The organism is Mycobacterium sp. IDUB_28 (assembly GCF_055419285.1).
Genome location: NZ_JBVAXK010000006.1, coordinates 190,293 through 210,753, shown reverse-complemented (window position 1 = coordinate 210,753; position 20,461 = coordinate 190,293). Strand labels below are relative to the sequence as shown.

Genomic DNA, 20,461 nt, shown 5'->3' with positions numbered 1-20,461 from the left:
CGGCGCAGCGGGTGCTGGCCGTAGACTAGCGCGGTCGTCACAGGCGTCACACGCCGACTGCGCGCTCGAGGTCTTTCAGCGAGGTCTCCAGATGACTGAGCATCCGCTGCAGGTGCGGCACGCTGCCCCGGGCGCCCACCAAACCGAAGTCCAGATTGTCACCGTTATTGGTCACGGTGATGTTCATCGCCTGCCCATCCAGCGTGATCGACAGCGGATAGTTGCCGACCAGCTCCGCGCCGCGCCAATACAACTTCTCCTTGGAGCCCGGCACGTTGGAGATCACGATGTTGAACGGCGGCGGTGCGGTGCGGATGAATCCGGGTACCAGACCGAGGAACAGGCCGCCGGTGAGGAACGCCGACAATGCCAGCTGCTGAACCTGGGGGAGCTGGTTGAACAGCTCTTTCTGTTCGGTCATCGACGAGTTGATCCCGCGCAGCCGATCGCCCGCGTCTTCGACATGGGTGTTGAGGTTGCACAGCACGGTTCCCACCGAGTTGCCGCCGCCGTCGCTGTCCTCCTTGCGCAGGCTCACCGGCACCATCGCGATCAGCGGCGCGTCGGGCAGGGCATTCTGTTCGATCAGATACGTGCGCAGTGCGCCCGCCGACATCGCCAACACCACGTCGTTGAAGCTGACGTTCGCGGCCTTCTTCACGCTGAAGATGCGTTCCAGCGGCCACGACTGCGCGGCAATGCGCCGCGCGCCGCCGATCCGCACGTTGAACATGGATTTGGGGGCCCGGAAGGGGAACGTGAGTTGCTGCTCGATCAGGGCGGCGCGCGCCAGCGTCAGGGTCGACGGCGCCAGACCCGCCGCGGAACCGATCGCACCGGTCAGCGCCTGCAGCGGCGACGAGCCGCCGCCCGAGTCCGGCTTGTGGCGCGGTTTCAGCTCCCACGGCACCCGGACCTCGTCGTCGTTCGGATCGTTGGTGAACGCGCGCTGCATCAACCGCATCGCCGAGACACCATCCATCAGCGAGTGGTGGAACTTTGTGTAGACGGCATAGCGCCCGTCGTTGAGGCCCTCGATGAGGTGCGCTTCCCACAGCGGGCGGTGCCGGTCGAGCAGGCTACCGTGCCAGCGTGAACACACCTCGAGCAACTCGCGGACCCGGCCCGGACGGGGCAGGTGCGACCGGCGGAAGTGGTAGTCGAGTTCGATGTCCTTCTGCTCCGACCACGCCAGGTTGGTGACCGGACCCACGAACGCCGGGTGCTTGCGGAACGTCGGCTGGACGTCGGTGCGGCTGAGCATCGATTCGTAGGCCTCGGTCACGAAGTCTTCGTCCTTGCCATCAGGTGGCTGGAACAACTGCAGGCTGCCGACGTGCATCGGGTGCTCGCGGGATTCCCCGAGCAGGAACATCGAGTCGGCCGGCGCGATCAATTTCATGGTCCCTCGTACCCTCCAAGCGGTATTGAACCCGGTAGTAGTAGCCAACTGTGGCATCGCGCACACATTTGGTGACGTACGTCGTCGCTGAGTGTGCCCGACCGGGCAGGATTCGGTGGAGTGCGCCCGAATCGGGGTACGTTGACGCCGTGTGGTTTCAGCGTTCCGGCGGACCCGGTGACATTCCCGCCGACTACGACGAACACGCGGTAACCGTCACGCCGCGCAAGCAGGACGCGGCGGGAGTGCGCGCGGTCATGGTGTCGCTGCAGCGCGACCTGGAGCAGATGGGTGCGGTGCGCACCGCGCGGGCGCTGGCCAAGCTGAATCAGCGCAACGGTTTCGACTGTCCGGGGTGCGCCTGGCCGGAGGAACACGGTGGCCGCAAGCTGGCCGAGTTCTGCGAAAACGGCGCCAAAGCGGTCGGCGAAGAAGCCACCAAGCGGGTGGTGGACCCGGAGTTCTTCGCCCGGCATTCGATCGCCGACCTGGCAGCGAAGCCGGAATACTGGCTTTCCCAGCAGGGTCGGCTCACCCAGCCCATGGTGCTGCGGCCCGGTGACGACCACTACCGGCCGATCGGCTGGGAAGCCGCCTATCGGCTGATCGCCGATCAGCTCAACGCCCTGGACAGCCCGGATGAGGCGGTGTTCTACACCTCGGGGCGGACCAGCAATGAGGCCGCGTTCTGCTACCAGCTGATGGTGCGCAGTTTCGGCACCAACAACCTGCCCGACTGCTCCAACATGTGCCACGAATCCTCGGGTTCGGCGCTGACCGAATCCATCGGCATCGGAAAGGGTTCGGTCACCGTCGACGACATGGTGCACGCCGACCTGATCGTCATCGCCGGACAGAACCCGGGCACCAACCATCCCCGCATGCTCTCGACTCTGGAGAAGGCGAAAGACAACGGCGCCAAGGTCATCACCGTCAACCCGCTGCCCGAGGCGGGACTGATCCGGTTCAAGGACCCGCAGAAGGTGCACGGGGTGCTCGGGCGGGGCATTCCCATCACCGACGAGTTCGTCCAGGTGCGGCTGGGCGGCGACATGGCGCTGTTCGCCGGTCTGGGCAGGTTGCTGCTCGAGGCCGACGAGCGCGCCCCGGGCACGGTGATCGACCGCGAATTCGTCGACCGGCACTGTGCCGGCTTCGATGAGTACCGCCGGCGCACCCTGGAAATCGACCTCGACGACGTGGCGGCCGCCACCGGCATCGGACGTGCGCAACTCGAGCGCGTCGCCGCGATGCTGATGGCGTCCCAACGCACCGTGGTGTGCTGGGCAATGGGCCTGACGCAGCACACGCACGCGGTTGCCACGATCGGCGAGATCACCAATGTGCTGTTGCTGCGCGGCATGATCGGCAAACCCGGCGCGGGAGTGTGCCCGGTGCGCGGACACTCCAATGTCCAGGGCGACCGCACCATGGGCATTTGGGAGCAGATGCCCGAACCGTTCCTGGCCGCTCAGGACCGTGAGTTCGGGATCACCAGCCCCCGTGCGCACGGGTATGACACGGTGGCCGCGATCCGCGCCATGCGGGACCGCCGCGCCAGCGTGTTCGTCGGCATGGGCGGCAACTTCGCCTCGGCCACGCCGGACACCGCCGTCACCGAGGCCGCTCTCCGCAATTGCGCGCTGACTGTACAGATTTCGACGAAACTCAATCGCAGCCACATCGTGCACGGCAGCACCGCGCTCATCCTGCCCACCCTGGGCCGCACCGACCGCGACATCCGCGGCGGTCGCAAACAGCTTGTATCGGTTGAGGATTCGATGTCGATGGTGCATCTGTCCCGCGGTGGCCTGCAGCCGCCCAGCGACCAGTTGCGCAGCGAGGTGGAGATCGTCTGCCGGCTGGCCCGGACCCTGCTGGGCCCGGCGCACCCCGTGCCATGGGAGCGGTTCGCCGACGACTACGACATCATCCGCGACGCCATCGCCGCGGTGGTGCCCGGTTGTGCCGACTACAACCGCAAGGTGCGCCGGCCCGACGGCTTCCAGCTGCCGCATCCGCCCCGCGATTCACGCGAATTCCGTACCAGCACAGGCAAAGCCAACTTCGCCATCAATCCGCTGCAGTGGGTTCAGGTGCCACCCGGGCGGCTGGTGTTGCAGACGCTGCGCAGCCACGACCAGTTCAACACCACGATCTACGGGCTCGACGACCGCTACCGAGGGGTCAAGGGCGGCCGCCGGGTGGTGTTCGTCAACCCCGTCGATATCGAGGCGCTCGGTCTGACCCCCGGCGCCCGGGTGGATCTGGTGTCGGAGTGGACCGACAGTGCAGGCCGGCTCGAGGAGCGCCGGGTGAAAGACTTTCTGGTGGTGCAGTATTCGACGCCGGTCGGCAATGCGGCCGCTTACTACCCCGAGACGAATGCCCTGGTGCCGCTCGACCACACCGCGGCGAAATCGAACACCCCGGTGTCCAAGGCGATCGTGATCCGAGTGGAGCCGGGCGGTTAGTGGGACACGTCACCGCGCGTCGGCGCGTTCGGCATCTCGCCGCCGGCCGGGCGATCACCCGGCCGGAGACGCTGGCCGTCGAGGAGCCGTTGGAGATCCGCGTCAACGGCACCGCGGTCACCGTGACCATGCGCACCCCGGGTGCCGATTTCGAACTGGCACAAGGTTTTCTACTCACCGAAGGAGTGCTTGTCCGGCGCGAGGACGTACGCACGATTCGCTACTGCGCAGGCCAAGATGCCGACGGCGGCAACAATTACAACGTGCTCGACGTGACCCTGGCGGCGGGTGTCGACGTGCCCGATCTGGATGTGACCCGCAACTTCTACACCACGTCGTCGTGTGGGGTCTGCGGCAAGGCGTCACTGGAGGCGGTGCGGCTGATCAGCCGGCACGCGCCCGGGGATGATCCCGCCACCGTTGCCGCGGCCAGCCTGGAAGCGATGCCGGACCAATTGCGGGACGCCCAAAAGGTTTTCGCCTCCACCGGCGGGCTGCACGCCGCGGCGCTGTTCGGGGTGGACGGGACGATGCTGGCCGCACGCGAGGACATCGGCCGGCACAACGCCGTGGACAAAGTGATCGGCTGGGCGCTGGAACACGGGCGGGTGCCGTTGGCGGGCACGGTGCTGCTGGTCAGCGGGCGGGCGTCCTTCGAGTTGACCCAGAAGGCGCTGATGGCCGGGATTCCGGTGCTGGCCGCGGTTTCGGCGCCGTCGTCGTTGGCCGTCTCGTTGGCCGAAAAGTCCGGGATCACGCTGGTGGCGTTCCTGCGCGCGGATTCGATGAACGTCTACACCCGGGTGGACCGGGTCACCGTGGATTGAGACCCCGGCCGCGAGGGTAGCCGGTCCTAGCGCTTCACCGAGCTCACCTCACTCAGTCCAGGAGACGGCCATGCTGCACGAAGTCATTACCGCCGCGCAAAGCAATCCCGAGGCAGCGGGGTTCATCCTGCGCGGGATCAAAGGGATCTTCGTCATGGTCGGCAGCGTGATCGCGGCGATCGTCTGCGCGGTGATCGCGTCGATGAAGGGACGCAGCGCTGTCATCTGGGGACTGTGCGGCCTGTTCTTCAGCATCCTGACGTTGATCGTCGTGATCATCGTGCCCAGCAAGCGCGCCTGACGGCCGCGTCCGCTCGGGCTGTGGATGAATGCCCGGGTGTGGATAGGTAGCGGCGCAACCGGGTGCTGCGCATCCGCCACCACCGGCCGTGTCGGGGCCCACCTGCAGGGTGAGCCTCATGACGAGCCAAGAAACGATGACCCGGGCGCAGCTCGGAGCGTTCGGTGAACAGTTGGCCGTAGCACACCTGACCGGCCTGGGGTTGCGCATCCTGCACCGGAACTGGCACTGCCGCTACGGGGAACTCGACGTGATCGCTGCTGATATAGCCACTCGCACAGTGATTTTCGTCGAGGTCAAGACCCGCACGACGGACGGATACGGTGGCGTGGCGCAGGCGGTGACCGACGCCAAGGTGCGCCGGTTGCGCAGGCTCGCGGGCCTGTGGCTGGCCGGTCAGCAGCAGCGCTGGGCGGTGATCCGCATCGACGTGATCGCGGTGCGCATCGGACGCCGGCGCGTCCCGGAGCTCACCCACCTCAAGGCGGTCGGGTGATGGCGCTCGGGCACGCATTCTCGGTCGCCGTGCAAGGCCTGGACGGGCACATGGTGGAAATCGAAGCCGATATCAGCTCGGGACTGCCGGGCGTGCATCTGGTCGGCCTGCCCGACGCGGCGTTGCAGGAGTCCCGGGACCGGGTGCGCGCGGCGGTCAGCAATTGCGGCAACGACTGGCCGCAGGCCCGGCTCACGCTCGCGCTGTCACCGGCCACACTGCCGAAAATGGGATCCGTCTACGACATCGCGCTGGCGTCCGCGGTGCTCTCGGCGCAGCGCAAGCGGTCATGGCACCGGCTGGAGAAGACGGTGCTGCTCGGCGAGCTGGCGCTGGATGGCCGGGTGCGTCCGGTCCGGGGGGTGCTGCCCGCGGTGCTGGCCGCCAAGCGCGACGGCTGGCCCGCCGTCGTGGTTCCCAGCGCGAATTTGCCCGAGGCCTGCCTGGTCGACGGTATCGAGGTATGGGGGGTGCGCACCCTCGGACAGCTGAAAGGCTGGCTGAACGGAAGCGGCGGCCTGGACGGCCCGGTGCTGGGGTCGGCGCCCGCCGACGAGCCGGTGGTGGATCTGGCCGACGTCGTCGGTCAGTCCCACGCCCGGTTCGCTGTCGAGGTGGCGGCCGCGGGGGCGCACCACCTGATGATGACCGGCCCACCGGGGGTGGGCAAAACGATGCTGGCACAACGTCTACCGGGGCTGCTGCCGCCGCTGACCGACAGCGAGGCGCTGGAGGTCACCGCGATCCATTCGGTGGCCGGCCTGCTGGCCGGAGACACACCGCTGATCACCCGGCCGCCGTTCGTGGCGCCGCACCACAGTGCCACCGTGGCCGCCCTCGTCGGCGGCGGCAGCGGGATGGCCCGCCCAGGTGCGGTCAGCCGCGCGCACCGCGGCGTGTTGTTCCTCGACGAGTGCGCCGAGATCGGCGCCAGCGCCCTGGACGCATTGCGGACACCGTTGGAGGACGGTGAGATTCGGCTGGCCCGCCGCGACGGCGTCGCGTGCTACCCGGCCCGGTTCCAGCTGGTGATGGCAGCGAACCTGTGTCCGTGCGCGCCGGCCGACCCGCAGGACTGCGTCTGTCCCGCCGCGGTCAGGCGGCGGTACCTGAGCAAGTTGTCCGGTCCGCTGCTCGACCGGGTGGACCTGCGGGTCCAGATGACCGTGGTGCGATCGGGAGCGTTCGCGCCTGCCGACGGTGAATCCACCGCGCAGGTCCGGCACCGGGTGGCGCAGGCCCGGGCGGCCGCAGCCGACCGGTGGCGGCCGCACGGTTGTCGTACCAACGCCGAAGTCTCCGGCGCGCTGCTGCGCCGGAAATTCCGGCTCGGCCACGCCACGATGGAGCCACTGCACACCGCATTGAGGTGCGGGGTGCTGAGCATCCGCGGGGTCGATCGGACGTTGCGGGTCGCCTGGAGTCTGGCCGACCTCGCCGGGCGCACGTCACCTGGCCGCGACGACGTCGCCACCGCGCTCAGCTTCCGGCAGGCGGGGGCGGCACGATGAGCGCCACCGATCCGCAGTCGCGGGCATGGGCCTACCTGTCGCGGGTCGTCGAACCGCCCTGCGCGGAGCTCGCCACGCTGGTGCGATGCGTCGGGGCGCAGGAGGCGGCCGAGCGGATCAAGCGTGGGGAGGCCGGGCTACCGGGTTGTCCGGATCTGGCCCGACGCACCGAGGCCCGGCGCCACATCGACCAGGCGGCAGCGGATTTGGAGCTGCTCGAGCGGCGCGGCGGCCGGTTGATCACACCCGACGACGCGGAGTGGCCGGTGCTGGCGTTCGCCGCCTTCGACAACGCGGCGGTCACATCGCGCGGCGGGCCGCCGCTGGCGCTGTGGGCGATCGGGCCCGTCGACTTGGCCGAGGTGTCCCACCGGTCGGCCGCCATCGTCGGCACCCGGGCCGCCACCAGCTACGGCGAGCACATGGCGGCCGATCTGGCGGCCGGTCTGGTCGACCGGGAGGTGGCAACCGTTTCCGGCGGTGCCTTCGGCATCGACGGTGTGGTGCACCGGGCAACGCTGGCCGCCGAGGGCAGCACGGTGGCAGTAATGGCCGGCGGGATCGACGTGCCGTATCCGGCCGGGCACTCCGCGCTGCTGCACCGCATCAGCCGGCACGGGCTGCTGGTCACCGAGTACCCGCCCGGTACCCGGCCGGCCCGGCACCGGTTCCTCACCCGCAACCGCCTGGTGGCCGCCGTCGCCGGCGCCGCGGTCGTGGTGGAAGCGGGGCTGCGCAGCGGTGCCGCCAACACCGCAGCGTGGGCGCGCGCGCTGGGGCGGGTAGTGGCCGCGGTACCCGGGCCGGTCACGTCGTCGGCCTCAGCGGGATGTCATGTACTGCTGCGCAACGGCGCGGAGCTGGTCACCCGTGCTGACGATGTCGTCGAAATGGTGGGCCGCATCGGGGAACTGGCGCCCGAGGAGTCACGGCCCGCCACCGTGCTGGACGGTGTGAGCGAGGCCGAGCAACGGGTGCACGACGCGTTGCCGGGCCGTGGCGCGGCCACCGTCGAACAGATCGCGGTCGCGTCCGGCCTGGTTCCCGAACAGGTACTGGGGCCACTGGCGCTGCTCGAGGTTGCCGGCTTGGTCGAGTGCGACGACGGCCGGTGGCGGATCGCACGGCACGGTCGCGGCAAAACCCGACTCGTATAGTCGACTGGGGTCGGGTGTGGGTATCGCGGCGCGGGACGGGACGACCGCGGGACAGGAGGACACGGTGGCAGGTCGGCCGCTGCAGGCATTCGAGGTCGTCAGTACCGAACAGCTCACGCCGCACATGGTCAGGTTGGTGCTGGGCGCCAAGGATTTCGACGCCTTCGTGCCGAGCAAGTTCACCGACTCCTACGTCAAGTTGGTGTTCGTCCCCGACAACGTCGACATCAACGGGCTACCCCAGCCGTTGACGATCGACAGCTTCGCCGAGTTGCCCCCCGCGCACCGGCCCTCGGTGCGCACCATCACCGTGCGCCGCGTGGATGAACAGGCCGGCCAGATCACCGTCGACATCGCGGTGCACGGCGAGCACGGCGTGGCCGGACAGTGGGCGGCCGCGGCCGAACCGGGCCAGCCGATCTATCTGATGGGCCCCGGCGGCGCCTACACTCCCGACCCGGCCGCCGACTGGCATCTGCTGGCCGGAGACGAATCCGCGTTGCCCGCCATCGCCGCAGCGCTGGAGGCACTGCCCGAAACTGCGGTCGGCAAGGCCTTCATCGAGGTCGGCTTTCCCGAGGACGAAATCCCGTTGACCGCACCCGAAGGTGTGGACGTGTTCTGGATTGTGCGCGGCGGCCGCGCCGACCTGGTTCCCGAAGACCGCGCGGGCGATCACGCACCGCTGATCGAGGCGGTCACCACCTCGCCCTGGCTGCCGGGGCAGGTGCACGTCTTCATCCACGGCGAAGCACAAGCCGTCATGCACAACCTGCGGCCCTACATCCGCAAGGAACGCGGCGTCGATGCCCAGTGGGCGTCGATCTCCGGATATTGGCGGCGCGGGCGCACCGAAGAGTCGTTCCGGGAGTGGAAAAAGGAACTCGCCGAGGCGGAGGGCCCGGACCAGTAGCGCGGGCCACTGGCATCCTCTAGCTCATGGCATACGGCGACTATCAGTACGAGATCTACTTCCAAGGACTCTCCGGGATCGCTCCCAAGCTGCCGATGAGTTTCGCGGAACTGGAGCTGCGGGCCGAAATGGCCCTGCCGCCGTCAGTGTGGTCCTACGTCGTCGGGGGAGCGGGCGACGAACGCACCCAGCGGGCCAACCGGGAAGCCTTCGATCAGTGGGGCCTGATGCCGCGCATGTTCATCGGCGCCGCCGAACGCGACCTCTCCGTCGACGTGTTCGGGTTGAAACTGCCCTCGCCGCTGTTCATGGCGCCGATCGGCGTCATCGGACTGTGCGCGCAGGACGGCCACGGCGACCTGGCGACCGCACGCGCGGCGGCCCGCACCGGAGTGCCGATGGTGGTGTCCACGCTGACCGCCGACCCGCTGGAAGACGTCGCGGCCGAATTCGGCGACACCCCGGGCTTCTTCCAGCTGTACACCCCGAAGGACCGGGAACTGGCCGCCAGCCTGGTGCAGCGTGCCGAAGCGGCCGGCTACAAGGCGATCGTCGTCACGCTGGACACCTGGATTCCCGGTTGGCGACCGCGGGACCTCACCACCGCCAACTTTCCCCAGCTGCGCGGGTTGTGCCTGAGCAACTACACCAGCGACCCGGTCTTCCGCGCCAGCCTGCCGCGCCCGCCCGAGGAAGACCCGCAAGGCGCGGTGCTGCAGTGGGCCCAGACCTTCGGGAACCCGCTGACCTGGGACGACCTGCCCTGGCTGCGCTCGCTGACCGACCTGCCGCTGATCCTCAAAGGGATCTGCCATCCCGACGACGCGCGGCGCGCCAAGGACGGCGGCGTCGACGGCATCTACTGCTCGACCCACGGCGGTCGGCAGGCCAACGGTGGGCTGCCCGCCCTGGACTGCCTGCCGGACGTGGTCGAGGCGGCGGACGGGCTGCCGGTGCTGTTCGACTCGGGCATCCGCAGCGGCGCCGACATCATCAAAGCGCTGGCCCTGGGTGCGACCGCGGTCGGCGTCGGCCGGCCCTATTCCTACGGCCTCGCGCTCGGCGGCGTCGACGGCCTGGTGCACGTGCTGCGGATGCTGCTCGCCGAAGCCGACCTGATCATGGCCGTCGACGGCTATCCGACGCTGAAAGATCTCACCCCGGACACACTGCGGCGCGTCCGCTGAATCGCCGTGCCGCGTCTGCGAGCGTGGGGGAGTGCAGGCGATCCTTGACGAGTTCGACGAATATCTCGACCTGCAGTGCGGCCGGTCGGCGCATACCCGTCGGGCCTATCTGGGGGACGTGCGGGCGCTGCTGGACTTTCTCGCCGAGCGTGGATCCAGTCTGCAGACGCTGAGCCTGCCTGTGCTGCGGGCCTGGCTGGCGGCCGCGGCCGGCGCCGGCGCCGCGCGCACCACCCTGGCCCGGCGCACGTCGTCGGTCAAAGCTTTCACCGCGTGGGCGTTGCGGCGCGGCATCATCGCAAACGACCCCGCCGCCCGCCTGCAGGTCCCCAAGGCGCACCGCACCCTGCCTGCGGTGCTGCGCCAGGACCAGGCGCTGGCCGCCATGTCGGCCGCCGAATCCGGTGCGCAGCAGGGCGATCCCCTGGCCCTGCGGGACCGGCTGATCGTGGAGATGTTGTACGCGACCGGGATCCGGGTCAGCGAGCTGTGCGGGCTGGATGTCGACGACGTCGACACCGGGCATCGAGTGGTCCGGGTGCTCGGCAAGGGCAACAAGCAGCGCACCGCGCCGTTCGGGCAGCCGGCCGCCGCGGCGCTGCAGGCGTGGCTGACGCACGGGCGTCCCGAACTGGTCACCGCCGAGTCCGGTCCCGCGCTGCTGCTGGGGGCCCGCGGCCGCCGTCTGGACGTCCGGCAGGCCCGCACGGTGGTGCACCAAACCGTCGCCGCCGTGGACGGCGCGCCCGACATGGGACCGCACGGACTGCGGCACAGCGCTGCCACCCACCTGCTCGAAGGTGGCGCCGACCTGCGCGTGGTCCAGGAACTGCTCGGCCATTCCAGCCTGGCCACCACCCAGCTCTACACGCACGTCGCGGTGGCCAGGCTGCGCGCGGTACACGACCAGGCTCATCCGCGCGCCTGACCCGGCAATGGTTTGAGCCGGATCGGCGTGACCGCCAGCAGGCCGAGCGGGTCCACGTAGTCGGCTCGCGACGCCGCCCCCCACATCGCGCCCCAATGCAGGCACGCCGGCGCCGGGCAACCGGCGTGCCCGGCCAGCAGCTCACCGATCGCCGTCGCCGACGTCACCGATTGTCCCGCGCGCACCGCTGACCGGACCGGTTCGTAGCTGGTGCGCAATCCGCCCGGGTGGGCCAGCGACACCACCGGCCGTCCGGCGACCGACCCGGCGAACACCACTGTCGCCTCGCCGGCGGCGTACACCGGCTGACCCGGTCGACCGGCCAGGTCCACACCGCGGTGCCCGGCCAGCCAATCCGGGCGCGGCGCGTCGAATACCCGGACCACCGTCGGCGGCGGGCGCAGCGGCCAGCTGAACCGCCCGTTGTCGGCGTCTGCCGGCGGTGCGTTCAGCAGCACCCAGCACGGGAACAACACCACTACCAGCCATCGCACCTGATCAGTGCAGCCGCACGCGCGGGATCGGACCAGTCGCTGTGGACAGCTCTGCGGCGTGGGAATTCCGGTCGCCGAGTCGGTGTAAACTTCTCGGCGCAGCTCGTGACAAGCGGGCTGACTTCGCGCGTCTGCATCGCGACCCAGTAGTCCAGGGATCCGCATCAGCATGCCGAGCGGTCCCGTGACCAGGTGTACCTGGCAGCGGGTTCGGCATCGCAGCAGGCGCCAGGGCCCGGCTTCACCCGAGCCGGGCGACAACCGAGAAAAGGACGTGGCTTCACCATGGCTGTCGTAACCATGAAGCAGCTGCTTGACAGCGGCGCGCACTTCGGGCATCAGACCCGTCGTTGGAACCCCAAGATGAAGCGGTTCATCTTCACCGACCGCAACGGCATCTACATCATCGATCTGCAGCAGACGCTGACCTTCATCGACAACGCATACGAGTTCGTCAAGGAAACCGTCGCCCACGGTGGGACGGTGCTGTTCGTCGGCACCAAGAAGCAGGCGCAGGACTCGGTCGCCAGGGAGGCGACCCGCGTCGGGATGCCGTACGTCAACCAGCGCTGGCTGGGCGGCATGCTGACCAACTTCTCCACCGTGCACAAGCGGCTGCAGCGCCTCAAGGAGCTCGAGGCGATGGAGCAGACCGGTGGCTTCGAGGGTCGCACCAAGAAGGAAATCCTGATGCTGACCCGGGAGAAGAACAAGCTGGAGCGGTCCCTGGGCGGTATCCGGGACATGGCCAAGGTGCCGTCTGCGGTCTGGGTGGTGGACACCAACAAAGAGCACATCGCCGTCGGCGAGGCCCGCAAGCTGGGCATCCCGGTCATCGCGATCCTGGACACCAACTGCGACCCCGACGAGGTCGACTACCCGATCCCCGGCAACGACGACGCGATCCGCTCGGCCGAGCTGTTGACAACGGTGATCGCCAAGGCGGTCGCCGAGGGTCTGCAGGCGCGTGCCGGCGCGGGCCGCAGCGACGGCAAGCCGGAAGCTGAGGCCGCCGAGCCGCTGCCGGAATGGGAGCAGGAACTGCTGGCCGGCGCTGCCGCCGGCACCGACGCCGCCCCCGGCGCTGACACCGCCGCCGGCGCACCAACCACAGACGCATCCTAGGAAAGGCTGAGCATTGGCGAACTACACCGCTGCCGACGTCAAGCGACTTCGCGAGCTGACCGGCGCCGGCATGCTCGATTGCAAGAACGCGCTGGTGGAGACGGACGGCGACTTCGACAAGGCGGTCGAGGCGCTGCGCATCAAGGGCGCCAAGGACGTCGGCAAGCGCGCTGAGCGGGCCACCGCCGAAGGCCTGGTCGCCACCAAGGGCGGCGCGCTGATCGAGCTGAACAGCGAGACCGACTTCGTCGCCAAGAACGCCGAGTTCCAGGAGCTGGCCGACAAGGTGGTCGAAGCCGCGGTGGCCTCCAAGGCCACCGACGTCGACGCGCTCAAGGCAGCCAGCACCGGCGACCAGACGGTCGAAGAGGCCATCGCCGCGCTGTCGGCCAAAATCGGGGAGAAGCTGGAGCTTCGCCGGGTGGCCAACTTCGACGGCACCGTCGAGGCCTACCTGCACAAGCGTGCCGCCGACCTGCCGCCCGCGGTTGGGGTGCTGGTCGAGTACACCGGTGACGGGGGCGCCGACGCGGCACACGCCGTCGCGCTGCAGATCGCCGCGCTCAAGGCGCGCTATCTGTCGCGCGAGGACGTCCCCGAGGACGTGGTGGCCAGCGAGCGCCGCATCGCCGAGGAGACCGCGAAGGCCGAGGGCAAGCCGGAACAGGCGCTGCCCAAGATCGTCGAGGGCCGGCTCAACGGGTTCTTCAAGGACGCCGTGCTGCTCGAGCAGCCGTCGGTGTCGGACAACAAGAAGACCGTCAAGGCCCTGCTCGACGAGGCCGGCGTCACCGTGACCAGGTTCGTCCGGTTCGAGGTGGGCCAGGCCTAGCGCCGGTTCCCGATGCCGCGCGTACACGCATTCGGCGACGACGCCCTGGGTGACCTGGATGCCGTCGCGCTGGCTGAGGCCCTGCGGTCCGGCCAGCTGAACCGTGCCGAGGTGCTGGAGGCTGCGATTGCGCGTGCGCACGCCGTCAACCCGGCGCTCAACGCGCTGGCCTGCGCAGGCTTCGATCAGGCGCGCGCCGCCGCCGCGCGGCCGAGCACCGGCTTCTTCGCCGGCGTCCCGACCTTCATCAAGGACAACGTGGACGTCGCCGGGCTGCCGTCGCGGCACGGCACGGACGCGTGGGAACCGTATCCGGCGTCCGCCGACAGTGTGGTCACCCGGGTATTGCTGGACACCGGGCTGATCGTGCTGGGCAAAACCCAACTTTCGGAGTTCGGGTTCAGCGCCGCCGCCGAACACCCCCGATTGGGGGCCGTGCGCAACCCCTGGCACCCCGAGCACACCGCGGGCGCCTCGTCGTCGGGGTCGGCGGCGTTCGTCGCCGCCGGCGTCACCCCGATCGCCCACGCCAACGATGGCGGCGGGTCGATCCGGATCCCGGCGGCGTGCACCGGGCTGGTCGGGTTGAAACCGTCCCGGGGCCGGTTGCCGCTGGACCCGGAATTGCGCCGGCTACCGGTCGGCATCGTCGCCAACGGCGTGCTCACCCGCTCGGTGCGCGATACCGCCGTTTGGTACCGCGAGGCGGAACGCAGCTTCCGCAATCACACATTGCCACCGATCGGTGACGTGAGCGGGCCGGGCCGGCAGCGGCTCAAGATCGCCGTCACGACCCGGTCCATGCATCGCGAATCCGGACCCGAGGTGCGGGACCTCACGCTGAAGACGGCGGCACTGCTCGAGGAACTCGGGCACCGGGTGGAAACCCTCGACGAGCTGCCGGTGCACGCCGGCTTCCAGGACGACTTCGTGCTGTACTGGGGTTTCCTGTCATTGGCGCAGGTCAGCGCCGGACGGCGGGTGTTCGGCAGCTCGTTCGACCGCTCCCGTCTGGATGCCTTGACGATGGGTCTGTACCGGCACACCCGGCGCCACATCCACCGGCTCCCGCTGGCCATCGCCCGGTTGCGCAGGCTGCGGCGGCGCAGCGCCCGGTTCTTTGCTGACTACGACGCCGTGCTGATGCCGACCCTGGCCGATCCGCCGCCCCCGGTCGGCTTCCTGGCGCCGACCGACTACCAGCAGGTCATCGATCGTCTGGTCGACTGGGTGGCCTTCACACCGCTGCAGAACGTCACCGGCGACCCGGCCATCTCGCTGCCGGTGGGCCAGTCCGCGAACGGCCTGCCCGTGGGCATGATGCTGTCCGCCGACTTGGGCCAGGAGTCGCGGCTGCTGGAGCTGGCCTACGAACTCGAAGCGGCGCGGCCGTGGGCGCGGATTCAGGGTTGAGCGTCAATCCGACCCGAGTTTGTCCAGCAGTCGCTTGAACTCGGCCTGCTCGGCCGCGGTCAGTTTGGCCAGGATGCGGGCGTCGGCGGTACGCACCACCGCCTCCGCACGGTGAAGCAGCTCGCGACCGGCGTCGGTCAGCGACGCCGGCAGGGCACGCCCGGAGGACACCGAGGCCGGACGGTCCACCGCGCCGAGGTCTTCCAGTTTGCGCAGCACCGTGTGCATCGCCTGTGGCGTGACGCTTGCATGACGGGCCAGTTCAGCGCTCGACGATCCCGGCGACTGGGACAGGATGCGTAGGCAGACGAATTCCGGCAGCGTCAGGCTTAGCGGATTCAGCGCCGCGGACGCCTCGGGTCGCAGTACCGATGACACTCGATACAGCAGATAACCAAGCGGGGCGTCCTCGGTGGCATCCATCTCAAGGATATTGACATAGGTATTCCTCCGGCGCGGGTGCATCCCGAGAATTTCACCTCGATCGGTCTGCCAACAATGGTGGGCAAAAAAGTATTCAATGCGCAGCGGCGGTCCGGTGCTAATCCTGGATATTTGACATTCGACGGATAGGTTTTCGGTCCGGCATTGTGAATTACGGTGGTGCCAATGTTGAAGATGTGACGAAATCATTATTGTGGCGCAGCTCAATTTGTGCGCTGTTTACGCAGCTAGCGGCCCCGCGTGTGGTAATTCTGCCAGCCCGGCGCTGTTTGAGTAGGTGTGCGGTGGGTAATGGGATGCAAGTGCGGTTGGCACAGCGAACGTAAGACGCTGACTGCTGAGAACGACACCAAACGAGAGGATTGAGCGTGAAGTTCAGCACTACCACTGCAAAAACGGTCATCGGTGCCGCCGGAATCGCGGCTGTCAGCCTGTTCGGTGCGGCAGCGGCTTCGGCTGCGCCCACCATCGTCGACGGTCTCGGGACCCCCGAAACCCTGGTTGATGGGCCGCTGAGCACCGAGTACACCGTGAGCAACCTGCAGCCCGCCACCATCACCATCCCGGGCTACACCGTCAAGGGCCAGCTCTGGCAGGCCGACGTCCAGGTGCATGCGACCAACGGAGTCGTCACGCCCGTCGTGACCAACTTCAACGCGCGTACCGCCGATGGCACGAATTACCGCGTCATCAGCACCAAGGCAACTCCTGAGGGACTGAGCCCCGCGCCGATCACGCAGGGCGGGATGACCAGCGGGAAGATCTACTTCGACGTGACCGGTGCTGCACCGACCCGCGTTGTCTACAACGACGGCATGCAGGACGCGCTGGTCTGGGAGGGTGGTTCGGCCACCGCTCCCGCGCCCAACGCCCTGCCGAACCAGGCACCCAATGGGATGCCCGGTCAGGCACCGAACACGGTGCCCGGCCAGGCGCCGAACACGGTGCCCGGCCCGAACCAGGCACCGAACTCGATGACCGGCCCCAACCCTGCGGCGCCGAACTCGATGACCGGCCCGAACTCGGTACCCGGCCCGAACGCCGCGGAGCCCAACCCGTCGGAACCCGCGTAATAGTCGGTACCCGTAGCTAGACGACCCTCCCCGCGCCACTCAACCGGCGCGGGGAGGTCTCGTTTATCGGAGTTTTCTATGGACATGTGGGGTATGCCACAAGCCATGACCCACACAGATCACCGATCGGAAGACGTTCTCGAGCAGGCACGCCACCACGCCGAAGAAGCCCGTTCGACCATGGCGGAGAAGCGCGACAAGCAGAGCGGCGGCGTCAGCGGCTGGGTTGCTAATCGGGCCGGGGACTGGTCCCTCGACGGCCAGGACGAAGCCACCATGCAACGGCAGAAATTCTTCTGGAACGTGCTGGTCGACTACTGGTTCCGGATGGAGATCGACGGCTGGGAAAACGTCGGGAAGTCCCCGGTTCTGCTGATCGGCATCCACTCCGGAGCGCCATTCGTCTGGGATGCGTGGACGGTGGGCCTGCAGTGGTGGCGGCGGTTCGGTCCGGACCGCCCGCTGCACGGCACGGCGCACGACGCGCTGATGGCGATTCCCGGCATCGGGCGCTACTTCCGGTCCATGGGTGTGCTGCCGGCGGCGCCGGACGCGATCGCCACGGCGCTGGCCGAGGGGCGCGACGTGGCCCTGTGGCCCGGCGGCGAAGTGGATTCGCTGCGGCCCTGGAGCGAGCGGGACCGCGCCAACCTCGCCGGACGCAAGGGATTCGTGAAGATGGCGATCCGGGCGGGGGTGCCGATCGTGCCGATCGCCACTGTCGGCGGCGCCGACGCGATGCCGGTGCTGATTCGCGGCGACCAACTGTCCAAGACGCTGCGGCTGGACAAACTGCTGCGGCTGAAGGTCTTTCCGCTCGCGGTCTCGCTGCCCTGGGGTATCGCCCCGGCGGCCCTGCCGCAACTGCCGCTGCCGGCCAAGATCAGGACGCGATTCATGCCGCCTGTCGAGATCGACTCGGATCCCGCCCGCGCCGGCGACGATGAGTACATCGACGCGAAGTACCGGGAAGTCGAAGACAGCATTCAAGCAGGGATGGATGCGCTGGCCCGCAAACGGACGCTGCCGCTGTTCGGTTAGCGGGTCACCGCGCGACGGCGTCGGATACCGGACTCAGCACCGGTTCGCCGACAACCCAGCGTGGTTGCGGCGGGGTGGCGGCCATGTAGCCCACCCCGCGGACGGTGTCGACCATCGACTCGTGCGCGGGCCCCAGCTTGGCGCGCAGTCGACGAATGTGAACGTCCACCGTGCGGACCCGCCCGTTGCTCTCATAACCCCACACCTCGTGCATCAACCGGGTCCGGCTGAACGCGCGGCCGGCGTGCTGGACCAGGAAGTTCAACAACTTGAACTCGGTCAACGTCAGCCCGAGGTCCCGGTCCCGCAGCATCGCGGTGTAGCTGGATGGATGCAGCACCAGCTCGCCGAACTGCAGAGTGCCGCCCACGGCATTGCGACGACGGGTGATCGCCAACCGCAACCGTGCCTGCAACTCGGCCGCCCCGGCGGAGGCCAGCAGCACGTCGTCGAAGTTCCAGTCGACGTCGACGGCCACGAAGTCTGTCGGGGTCACCACGGCAATGACCGCCAGTGCCGGCGCGGTGGCGGTCAGCCAGCGACACGCGGCCCGCGCGGCCACCAAATCGGTGCGGGCGTCGATCACTGCGACGTCGGCGCCGTCGAGCCGCCAGAAATCGCCGTCGTTCAACGGCGCGCTGCGCACCGTGAGGGCGAAAGATCCCAGCTGCAATGAGGATTCGAAATGGTTGTCGTTGGTGAGGAGCAGAACGTCCACTGGTATCTCCAGGCCTCGAGGGTGGTACCGGCGTGCCGCCGGTCCCTGCCGCAGCCCCGTGGATATCCGCCCCCAGCGCAAACTGCCTGCGCCCGCGATTATTCCAACTTTGTTACAGCGCCGGAAACCCTACCCGGAGATGTTCGATGGGCCCGGTCCGTGTACACAGACCGGGCCCATCCTTGTGACAAGTTCTACTGGTTGGCCTTCTGGCGCTCTTCGGCGACTTCGGCCGCACCGCGAGCCGCCTCGGCCTGCGCTTCCTTCTTCGCGGCGTCGCGCTGAGCTTCGGCCTTGTCCTGCTGGGCTTCGCCCTCGTTGATCAGGTCGCCGCGACCGGTCACGGTGCCGACCGCTTCTTTGGCTTTGCCTTTGACGTCCTCGACGACACCCTTGACCGCTTCCGCGGGTCCAGAGTTGCTGTCCGCCATGAATTCCTCCTTGATCGGCCGCATCGGTAGGCGTCTGTTGGGGTGGTGCCGACCGAACCAGCGGTCAACACACTGCCGGGCAACGCGATTCTTTTCTCAAGACCCCCATGTCACCCCGGCGCAAAGCGGGTTCCCACGGTGCCGCGCCGCCAAACCTGTACGACGACTCCGGGACCCCGTCCCCGTCGGTAGCGGAAGATGAGGCAGGATGAGAGGGGTCGTGCCGGGTGGTTTGCTGGGATGACACTTTCTTGCGAGGAGATCGATGACAGAGCCTGCGGAGAGCAACGGCGTGTCGGCGACCGCCGCGGTTTCCGGCCCGCCGTCGAAGTTCTCTCGCGTGCTGCTCAAATTGGGCGGCGAGATGTTCGGCGGCGGTCAGGTGGGGCTGGATCCCGACGTTGTCGCGTTGGTGGCCCGGCAGATCGCCGAGGTGGTTCGCTCCGGGGTGCAGGTCGCCGTGGTGATCGGCGGGGGCAATTTCTTCCGCGGCGCGCAGCTGCAACAGCGCGGTATGGAACGCACCCGGTCGGACTACATGGGCATGCTCGGCACAGTGATGAACAGCCTTGCCTTGCAGGACTTCCTGGAGAAGGAAGGCATCGCCACGCGGGTGCAGACCGCGATCACCATGGGCCAGGTGGCCGAGCCGTACCTCCCGTTACGCGCGGTGCGGCACCTGGAAAAAGGGCGAGTGGTGATCTTCGGCGCCGGCATGGGCCTGCCGTACTTCTCCACCGACACCACGGCGGCCCAGCGGGCGTTGGAGATCGGTGCGGACGTGGTGCTGATGGCCAAAGCGGTCGATGGTGTGTTCACCGAGGATCCGCGGGACAACCCGGACGCGGAAATGCTCAGCGCGATCAGCCACCGCGAGGTGATCGACCGCGGCTTGCGCGTGGCCGATGCCACCGCGTTCAGTCTCTGTATGGACAATGGCATGCCGATCCTGGTGTTCAACCTGCTGACCGACGGCAATATCGCCCGGGCGGTCGCTGGTGAGAAGATCGGGACACTGGTCACCACCTGAGATGACGCGGACATGATGCCTGCCGACGGCGACACAACAAGCCATGCGGGGTACCACCCGCGTGCGGGGGAGAGGAGCGGTGCAGATGATTGACGAGGCTCTCTTCGACGCCGAGGAGAAAATGGAAAAGGCCGTTTCGGTGGCCCGCGACGACCTGTCGACCATTCGGACCGGCCGGGCGAACCCGAGCATGTTCTCCCGGATCGTCATCGACTACTACGGCGCAGCCACGCCCATCACCCAGCTGGCCAGCATCAACGTGCCCGAGGCGCGGCTCGTCGTCATCAAGCCCTATGAAGCCAGCCAGGTGAATGCCATCGTCACGGCGATCCGCAACTCTGACCTGGGTGTCAACCCCACCAACGACGGCACGTTGATCCGAGTGGCGATACCGCAGCTCACCGAGGAACGTCGGCGCGATCTGGTCAAGCAGGCCAAGGCCAAGGGCGAGGACGCCCGGGTCTCGATCCGCAACATCCGTCGCAAGGCGATGGAGGAACTGCACCGCATCCGTAAGGACGGCGAGGCCGGCGAGGACGAGGTCGGCCGAGCGGAGAAAGATCTGGAGAAGGCGACCCACCAGTACGTCGCCCAGATCGACGAGCTGGTCAAACACAAAGAAGGCGAGCTGCTGGAGGTCTAGCGGCCTACAGCAGTCCAGACA

General features: G+C 68.3%; 20 protein-coding genes and 1 pseudogene. 16 read left to right on the top strand and 5 right to left on the bottom strand.

The features are described from left to right. Positions 1-46: 46 nt before the first annotated feature. Positions 47-1,402 carry a WS/DGAT/MGAT family O-acyltransferase gene (locus tag ACZYZ9_RS14890; protein WP_463827018.1) on the bottom strand — a complete coding sequence of 452 codons (1,356 nt, stop codon included), beginning with the start codon at positions 1,400-1,402 and terminating at the stop codon, positions 47-49. Between the two features lie 110 nt (positions 1,403-1,512). On the opposite strand from ACZYZ9_RS14890, the gene ACZYZ9_RS14885 reads away from it, so the two are divergent. The 9 genes from ACZYZ9_RS14885 (at position 1,513) to ACZYZ9_RS14845 (ending at position 11,196) form a co-directional block, all read left to right on the top strand. Continuing rightward, positions 1,513-3,876, top strand: coding sequence for an FdhF/YdeP family oxidoreductase (locus ACZYZ9_RS14885; protein ID WP_463827180.1), 2,364 nt, complete (start codon positions 1,513-1,515; stop codon positions 3,874-3,876). Continuing rightward, positions 3,876-4,703: a formate dehydrogenase accessory sulfurtransferase FdhD gene (gene fdhD / locus ACZYZ9_RS14880; protein ID WP_463827017.1), complete on the top strand. Its 828-nt coding sequence runs from the start codon at positions 3,876-3,878 to the stop codon at positions 4,701-4,703. Before ACZYZ9_RS14885 ends, fdhD begins: the two co-directional genes overlap by 1 nt. A gap of 70 nt (positions 4,704-4,773) precedes the next feature. Beyond that, positions 4,774-5,004 carry a deoxyribodipyrimidine photolyase gene (locus ACZYZ9_RS14875; RefSeq protein WP_463827016.1) on the top strand — a complete coding sequence of 77 codons (231 nt, stop codon included), beginning with the start codon at positions 4,774-4,776 and terminating at the stop codon, positions 5,002-5,004. Between the two features lie 118 nt (positions 5,005-5,122). After that, positions 5,123-5,500, top strand: coding sequence for a YraN family protein (locus ACZYZ9_RS14870; RefSeq protein WP_463827015.1), 378 nt, complete (start codon positions 5,123-5,125; stop codon positions 5,498-5,500). Then, positions 5,500-7,011, top strand: a complete 1,512-nt coding sequence (locus ACZYZ9_RS14865) for a YifB family Mg chelatase-like AAA ATPase (protein ID WP_463827014.1) — start codon at positions 5,500-5,502, stop codon at positions 7,009-7,011. The genes ACZYZ9_RS14870 and ACZYZ9_RS14865 overlap by 1 nt, the downstream gene beginning before the upstream one ends. Further along, positions 7,008-8,168, top strand: a complete 1,161-nt coding sequence (dprA, locus tag ACZYZ9_RS14860) for a DNA-processing protein DprA (protein WP_463827013.1) — start codon at positions 7,008-7,010, stop codon at positions 8,166-8,168. The genes ACZYZ9_RS14865 and dprA overlap by 4 nt, the downstream gene beginning before the upstream one ends. 64 nt (positions 8,169-8,232) lie before the next feature. Next, positions 8,233-9,081: a siderophore-interacting protein gene (locus ACZYZ9_RS14855; RefSeq protein ID WP_463827012.1), complete on the top strand. Its 849-nt coding sequence runs from the start codon at positions 8,233-8,235 to the stop codon at positions 9,079-9,081. A 26-nt stretch (positions 9,082-9,107) separates the two neighbouring features. Further along, on the top strand, positions 9,108-10,268 hold the full coding sequence (locus tag ACZYZ9_RS14850) for a lactate 2-monooxygenase (RefSeq protein WP_463827011.1): 1,161 nt from the start codon (positions 9,108-9,110) through the stop codon (positions 10,266-10,268). A gap of 31 nt (positions 10,269-10,299) precedes the next feature. Next, positions 10,300-11,196: a tyrosine recombinase XerC gene (locus ACZYZ9_RS14845; RefSeq protein ID WP_463827010.1), complete on the top strand. Its 897-nt coding sequence runs from the start codon at positions 10,300-10,302 to the stop codon at positions 11,194-11,196. On the opposite strand, the gene ACZYZ9_RS14840 is transcribed toward ACZYZ9_RS14845, so the two are convergent. Further along, positions 11,181-11,690, bottom strand: coding sequence for a M23 family metallopeptidase (locus ACZYZ9_RS14840; RefSeq protein ID WP_463827009.1), 510 nt, complete (start codon positions 11,688-11,690; stop codon positions 11,181-11,183). The genes ACZYZ9_RS14845 and ACZYZ9_RS14840 overlap by 16 nt on opposite strands. Positions 11,691-11,975: 285 nt before the next feature. Here ACZYZ9_RS14840 and rpsB point away from each other — a divergent pair, with 285 nt between their 5' ends. From rpsB to ACZYZ9_RS14825, 3 genes are read left to right on the top strand one after another with little or no spacing between them, the layout of a single operon-like run. After that, the gene (gene rpsB, locus ACZYZ9_RS14835) at positions 11,976-12,815 is read left to right on the top strand and encodes a 30S ribosomal protein S2 (protein WP_463827008.1); all 840 of its coding nucleotides are present in this window, start codon (positions 11,976-11,978) and stop codon (positions 12,813-12,815) included. A gap of 13 nt (positions 12,816-12,828) precedes the next feature. Further along, positions 12,829-13,647 carry a translation elongation factor Ts gene (gene tsf, locus ACZYZ9_RS14830; protein ID WP_463827007.1) on the top strand — a complete coding sequence of 273 codons (819 nt, stop codon included), beginning with the start codon at positions 12,829-12,831 and terminating at the stop codon, positions 13,645-13,647. Between the two features lie 12 nt (positions 13,648-13,659). Continuing rightward, positions 13,660-15,060 (top strand): amidase, encoded by a 1,401-nt coding sequence (locus ACZYZ9_RS14825; RefSeq protein ID WP_463827006.1) that lies wholly within the window; start codon positions 13,660-13,662, stop codon positions 15,058-15,060. A 3-nt stretch (positions 15,061-15,063) separates the two neighbouring features. Here ACZYZ9_RS14825 and ACZYZ9_RS14820 read toward each other — a convergent pair whose 3' ends face one another. Next, the gene (locus ACZYZ9_RS14820; protein ID WP_463827005.1) at positions 15,064-15,483 is read right to left on the bottom strand and encodes a MarR family winged helix-turn-helix transcriptional regulator; all 420 of its coding nucleotides are present in this window, start codon (positions 15,481-15,483) and stop codon (positions 15,064-15,066) included. A 389-nt stretch (positions 15,484-15,872) separates the two neighbouring features. Between ACZYZ9_RS14820 and ACZYZ9_RS14815 the strand changes: the two are divergent. Beyond that, positions 15,873-16,424 (top strand): annotated as a pseudogene (locus ACZYZ9_RS14815) (MPT63 family protein); the annotation flags it as partial. Between the two features lie 258 nt (positions 16,425-16,682). Next, on the top strand, positions 16,683-17,618 hold the full coding sequence (locus ACZYZ9_RS14810) for a lysophospholipid acyltransferase family protein (protein ID WP_463827004.1): 936 nt from the start codon (positions 16,683-16,685) through the stop codon (positions 17,616-17,618). Positions 17,619-17,622: 4 nt separating this feature from the next. Here the strand turns inward: ACZYZ9_RS14810 and ACZYZ9_RS14805 are convergent, their stop codons facing one another. After that, the gene (locus tag ACZYZ9_RS14805) at positions 17,623-18,342 is read right to left on the bottom strand and encodes a winged helix-turn-helix domain-containing protein (protein ID WP_463827179.1); all 720 of its coding nucleotides are present in this window, start codon (positions 18,340-18,342) and stop codon (positions 17,623-17,625) included. A 188-nt stretch (positions 18,343-18,530) separates the two neighbouring features. Further along, positions 18,531-18,767 (bottom strand): microaggregate-binding protein 1, encoded by a 237-nt coding sequence (gene mbp1, locus ACZYZ9_RS14800; protein ID WP_463827003.1) that lies wholly within the window; start codon positions 18,765-18,767, stop codon positions 18,531-18,533. 265 nt (positions 18,768-19,032) lie between these two features. Here mbp1 and pyrH point away from each other — a divergent pair, with 265 nt between their 5' ends. Then, the gene (gene pyrH / locus ACZYZ9_RS14795) at positions 19,033-19,797 is read left to right on the top strand and encodes a UMP kinase (RefSeq protein WP_463827002.1); all 765 of its coding nucleotides are present in this window, start codon (positions 19,033-19,035) and stop codon (positions 19,795-19,797) included. An 85-nt stretch (positions 19,798-19,882) separates the two neighbouring features. Further along, the gene (gene frr, locus ACZYZ9_RS14790) at positions 19,883-20,440 is read left to right on the top strand and encodes a ribosome recycling factor (RefSeq protein ID WP_463827001.1); all 558 of its coding nucleotides are present in this window, start codon (positions 19,883-19,885) and stop codon (positions 20,438-20,440) included. Positions 20,441-20,461: the final 21 nt, after the last annotated feature.

Excerpts from the sequence above, each read along its gene's own strand:
- ACZYZ9_RS14890 (WP_463827018.1), bottom strand. The coding sequence starts at position 1,402 with ATGAAATTGATCGCGCCGGCCGACTCGATGTTCCTGCTCGGGGAATCC.
- ACZYZ9_RS14875 (WP_463827016.1), top strand. The coding sequence starts at position 4,774 with ATGCTGCACGAAGTCATTACCGCCGCGCAAAGCAATCCCGAGGCAGCG.
- ACZYZ9_RS14870 (WP_463827015.1), top strand. The coding sequence starts at position 5,123 with ATGACGAGCCAAGAAACGATGACCCGGGCGCAGCTCGGAGCGTTCGGT.
- ACZYZ9_RS14865 (WP_463827014.1), top strand. The coding sequence starts at position 5,500 with ATGGCGCTCGGGCACGCATTCTCGGTCGCCGTGCAAGGCCTGGACGGG.
- dprA (WP_463827013.1), top strand. The coding sequence starts at position 7,008 with ATGAGCGCCACCGATCCGCAGTCGCGGGCATGGGCCTACCTGTCGCGG.
- ACZYZ9_RS14850 (WP_463827011.1), top strand. The coding sequence starts at position 9,108 with ATGGCATACGGCGACTATCAGTACGAGATCTACTTCCAAGGACTCTCC.
- rpsB (WP_463827008.1), top strand. The coding sequence starts at position 11,976 with ATGGCTGTCGTAACCATGAAGCAGCTGCTTGACAGCGGCGCGCACTTC.
- ACZYZ9_RS14825 (WP_463827006.1), top strand. The coding sequence starts at position 13,660 with ATGCCGCGCGTACACGCATTCGGCGACGACGCCCTGGGTGACCTGGAT.
- ACZYZ9_RS14820 (WP_463827005.1), bottom strand. The coding sequence starts at position 15,483 with ATGGATGCCACCGAGGACGCCCCGCTTGGTTATCTGCTGTATCGAGTG.
- ACZYZ9_RS14810 (WP_463827004.1), top strand. The coding sequence starts at position 16,683 with ATGACCCACACAGATCACCGATCGGAAGACGTTCTCGAGCAGGCACGC.
- mbp1 (WP_463827003.1), bottom strand. The coding sequence starts at position 18,767 with ATGGCGGACAGCAACTCTGGACCCGCGGAAGCGGTCAAGGGTGTCGTC.
- pyrH (WP_463827002.1), top strand. The coding sequence starts at position 19,033 with ATGACAGAGCCTGCGGAGAGCAACGGCGTGTCGGCGACCGCCGCGGTT.
- frr (WP_463827001.1), top strand. The coding sequence starts at position 19,883 with ATGATTGACGAGGCTCTCTTCGACGCCGAGGAGAAAATGGAAAAGGCC.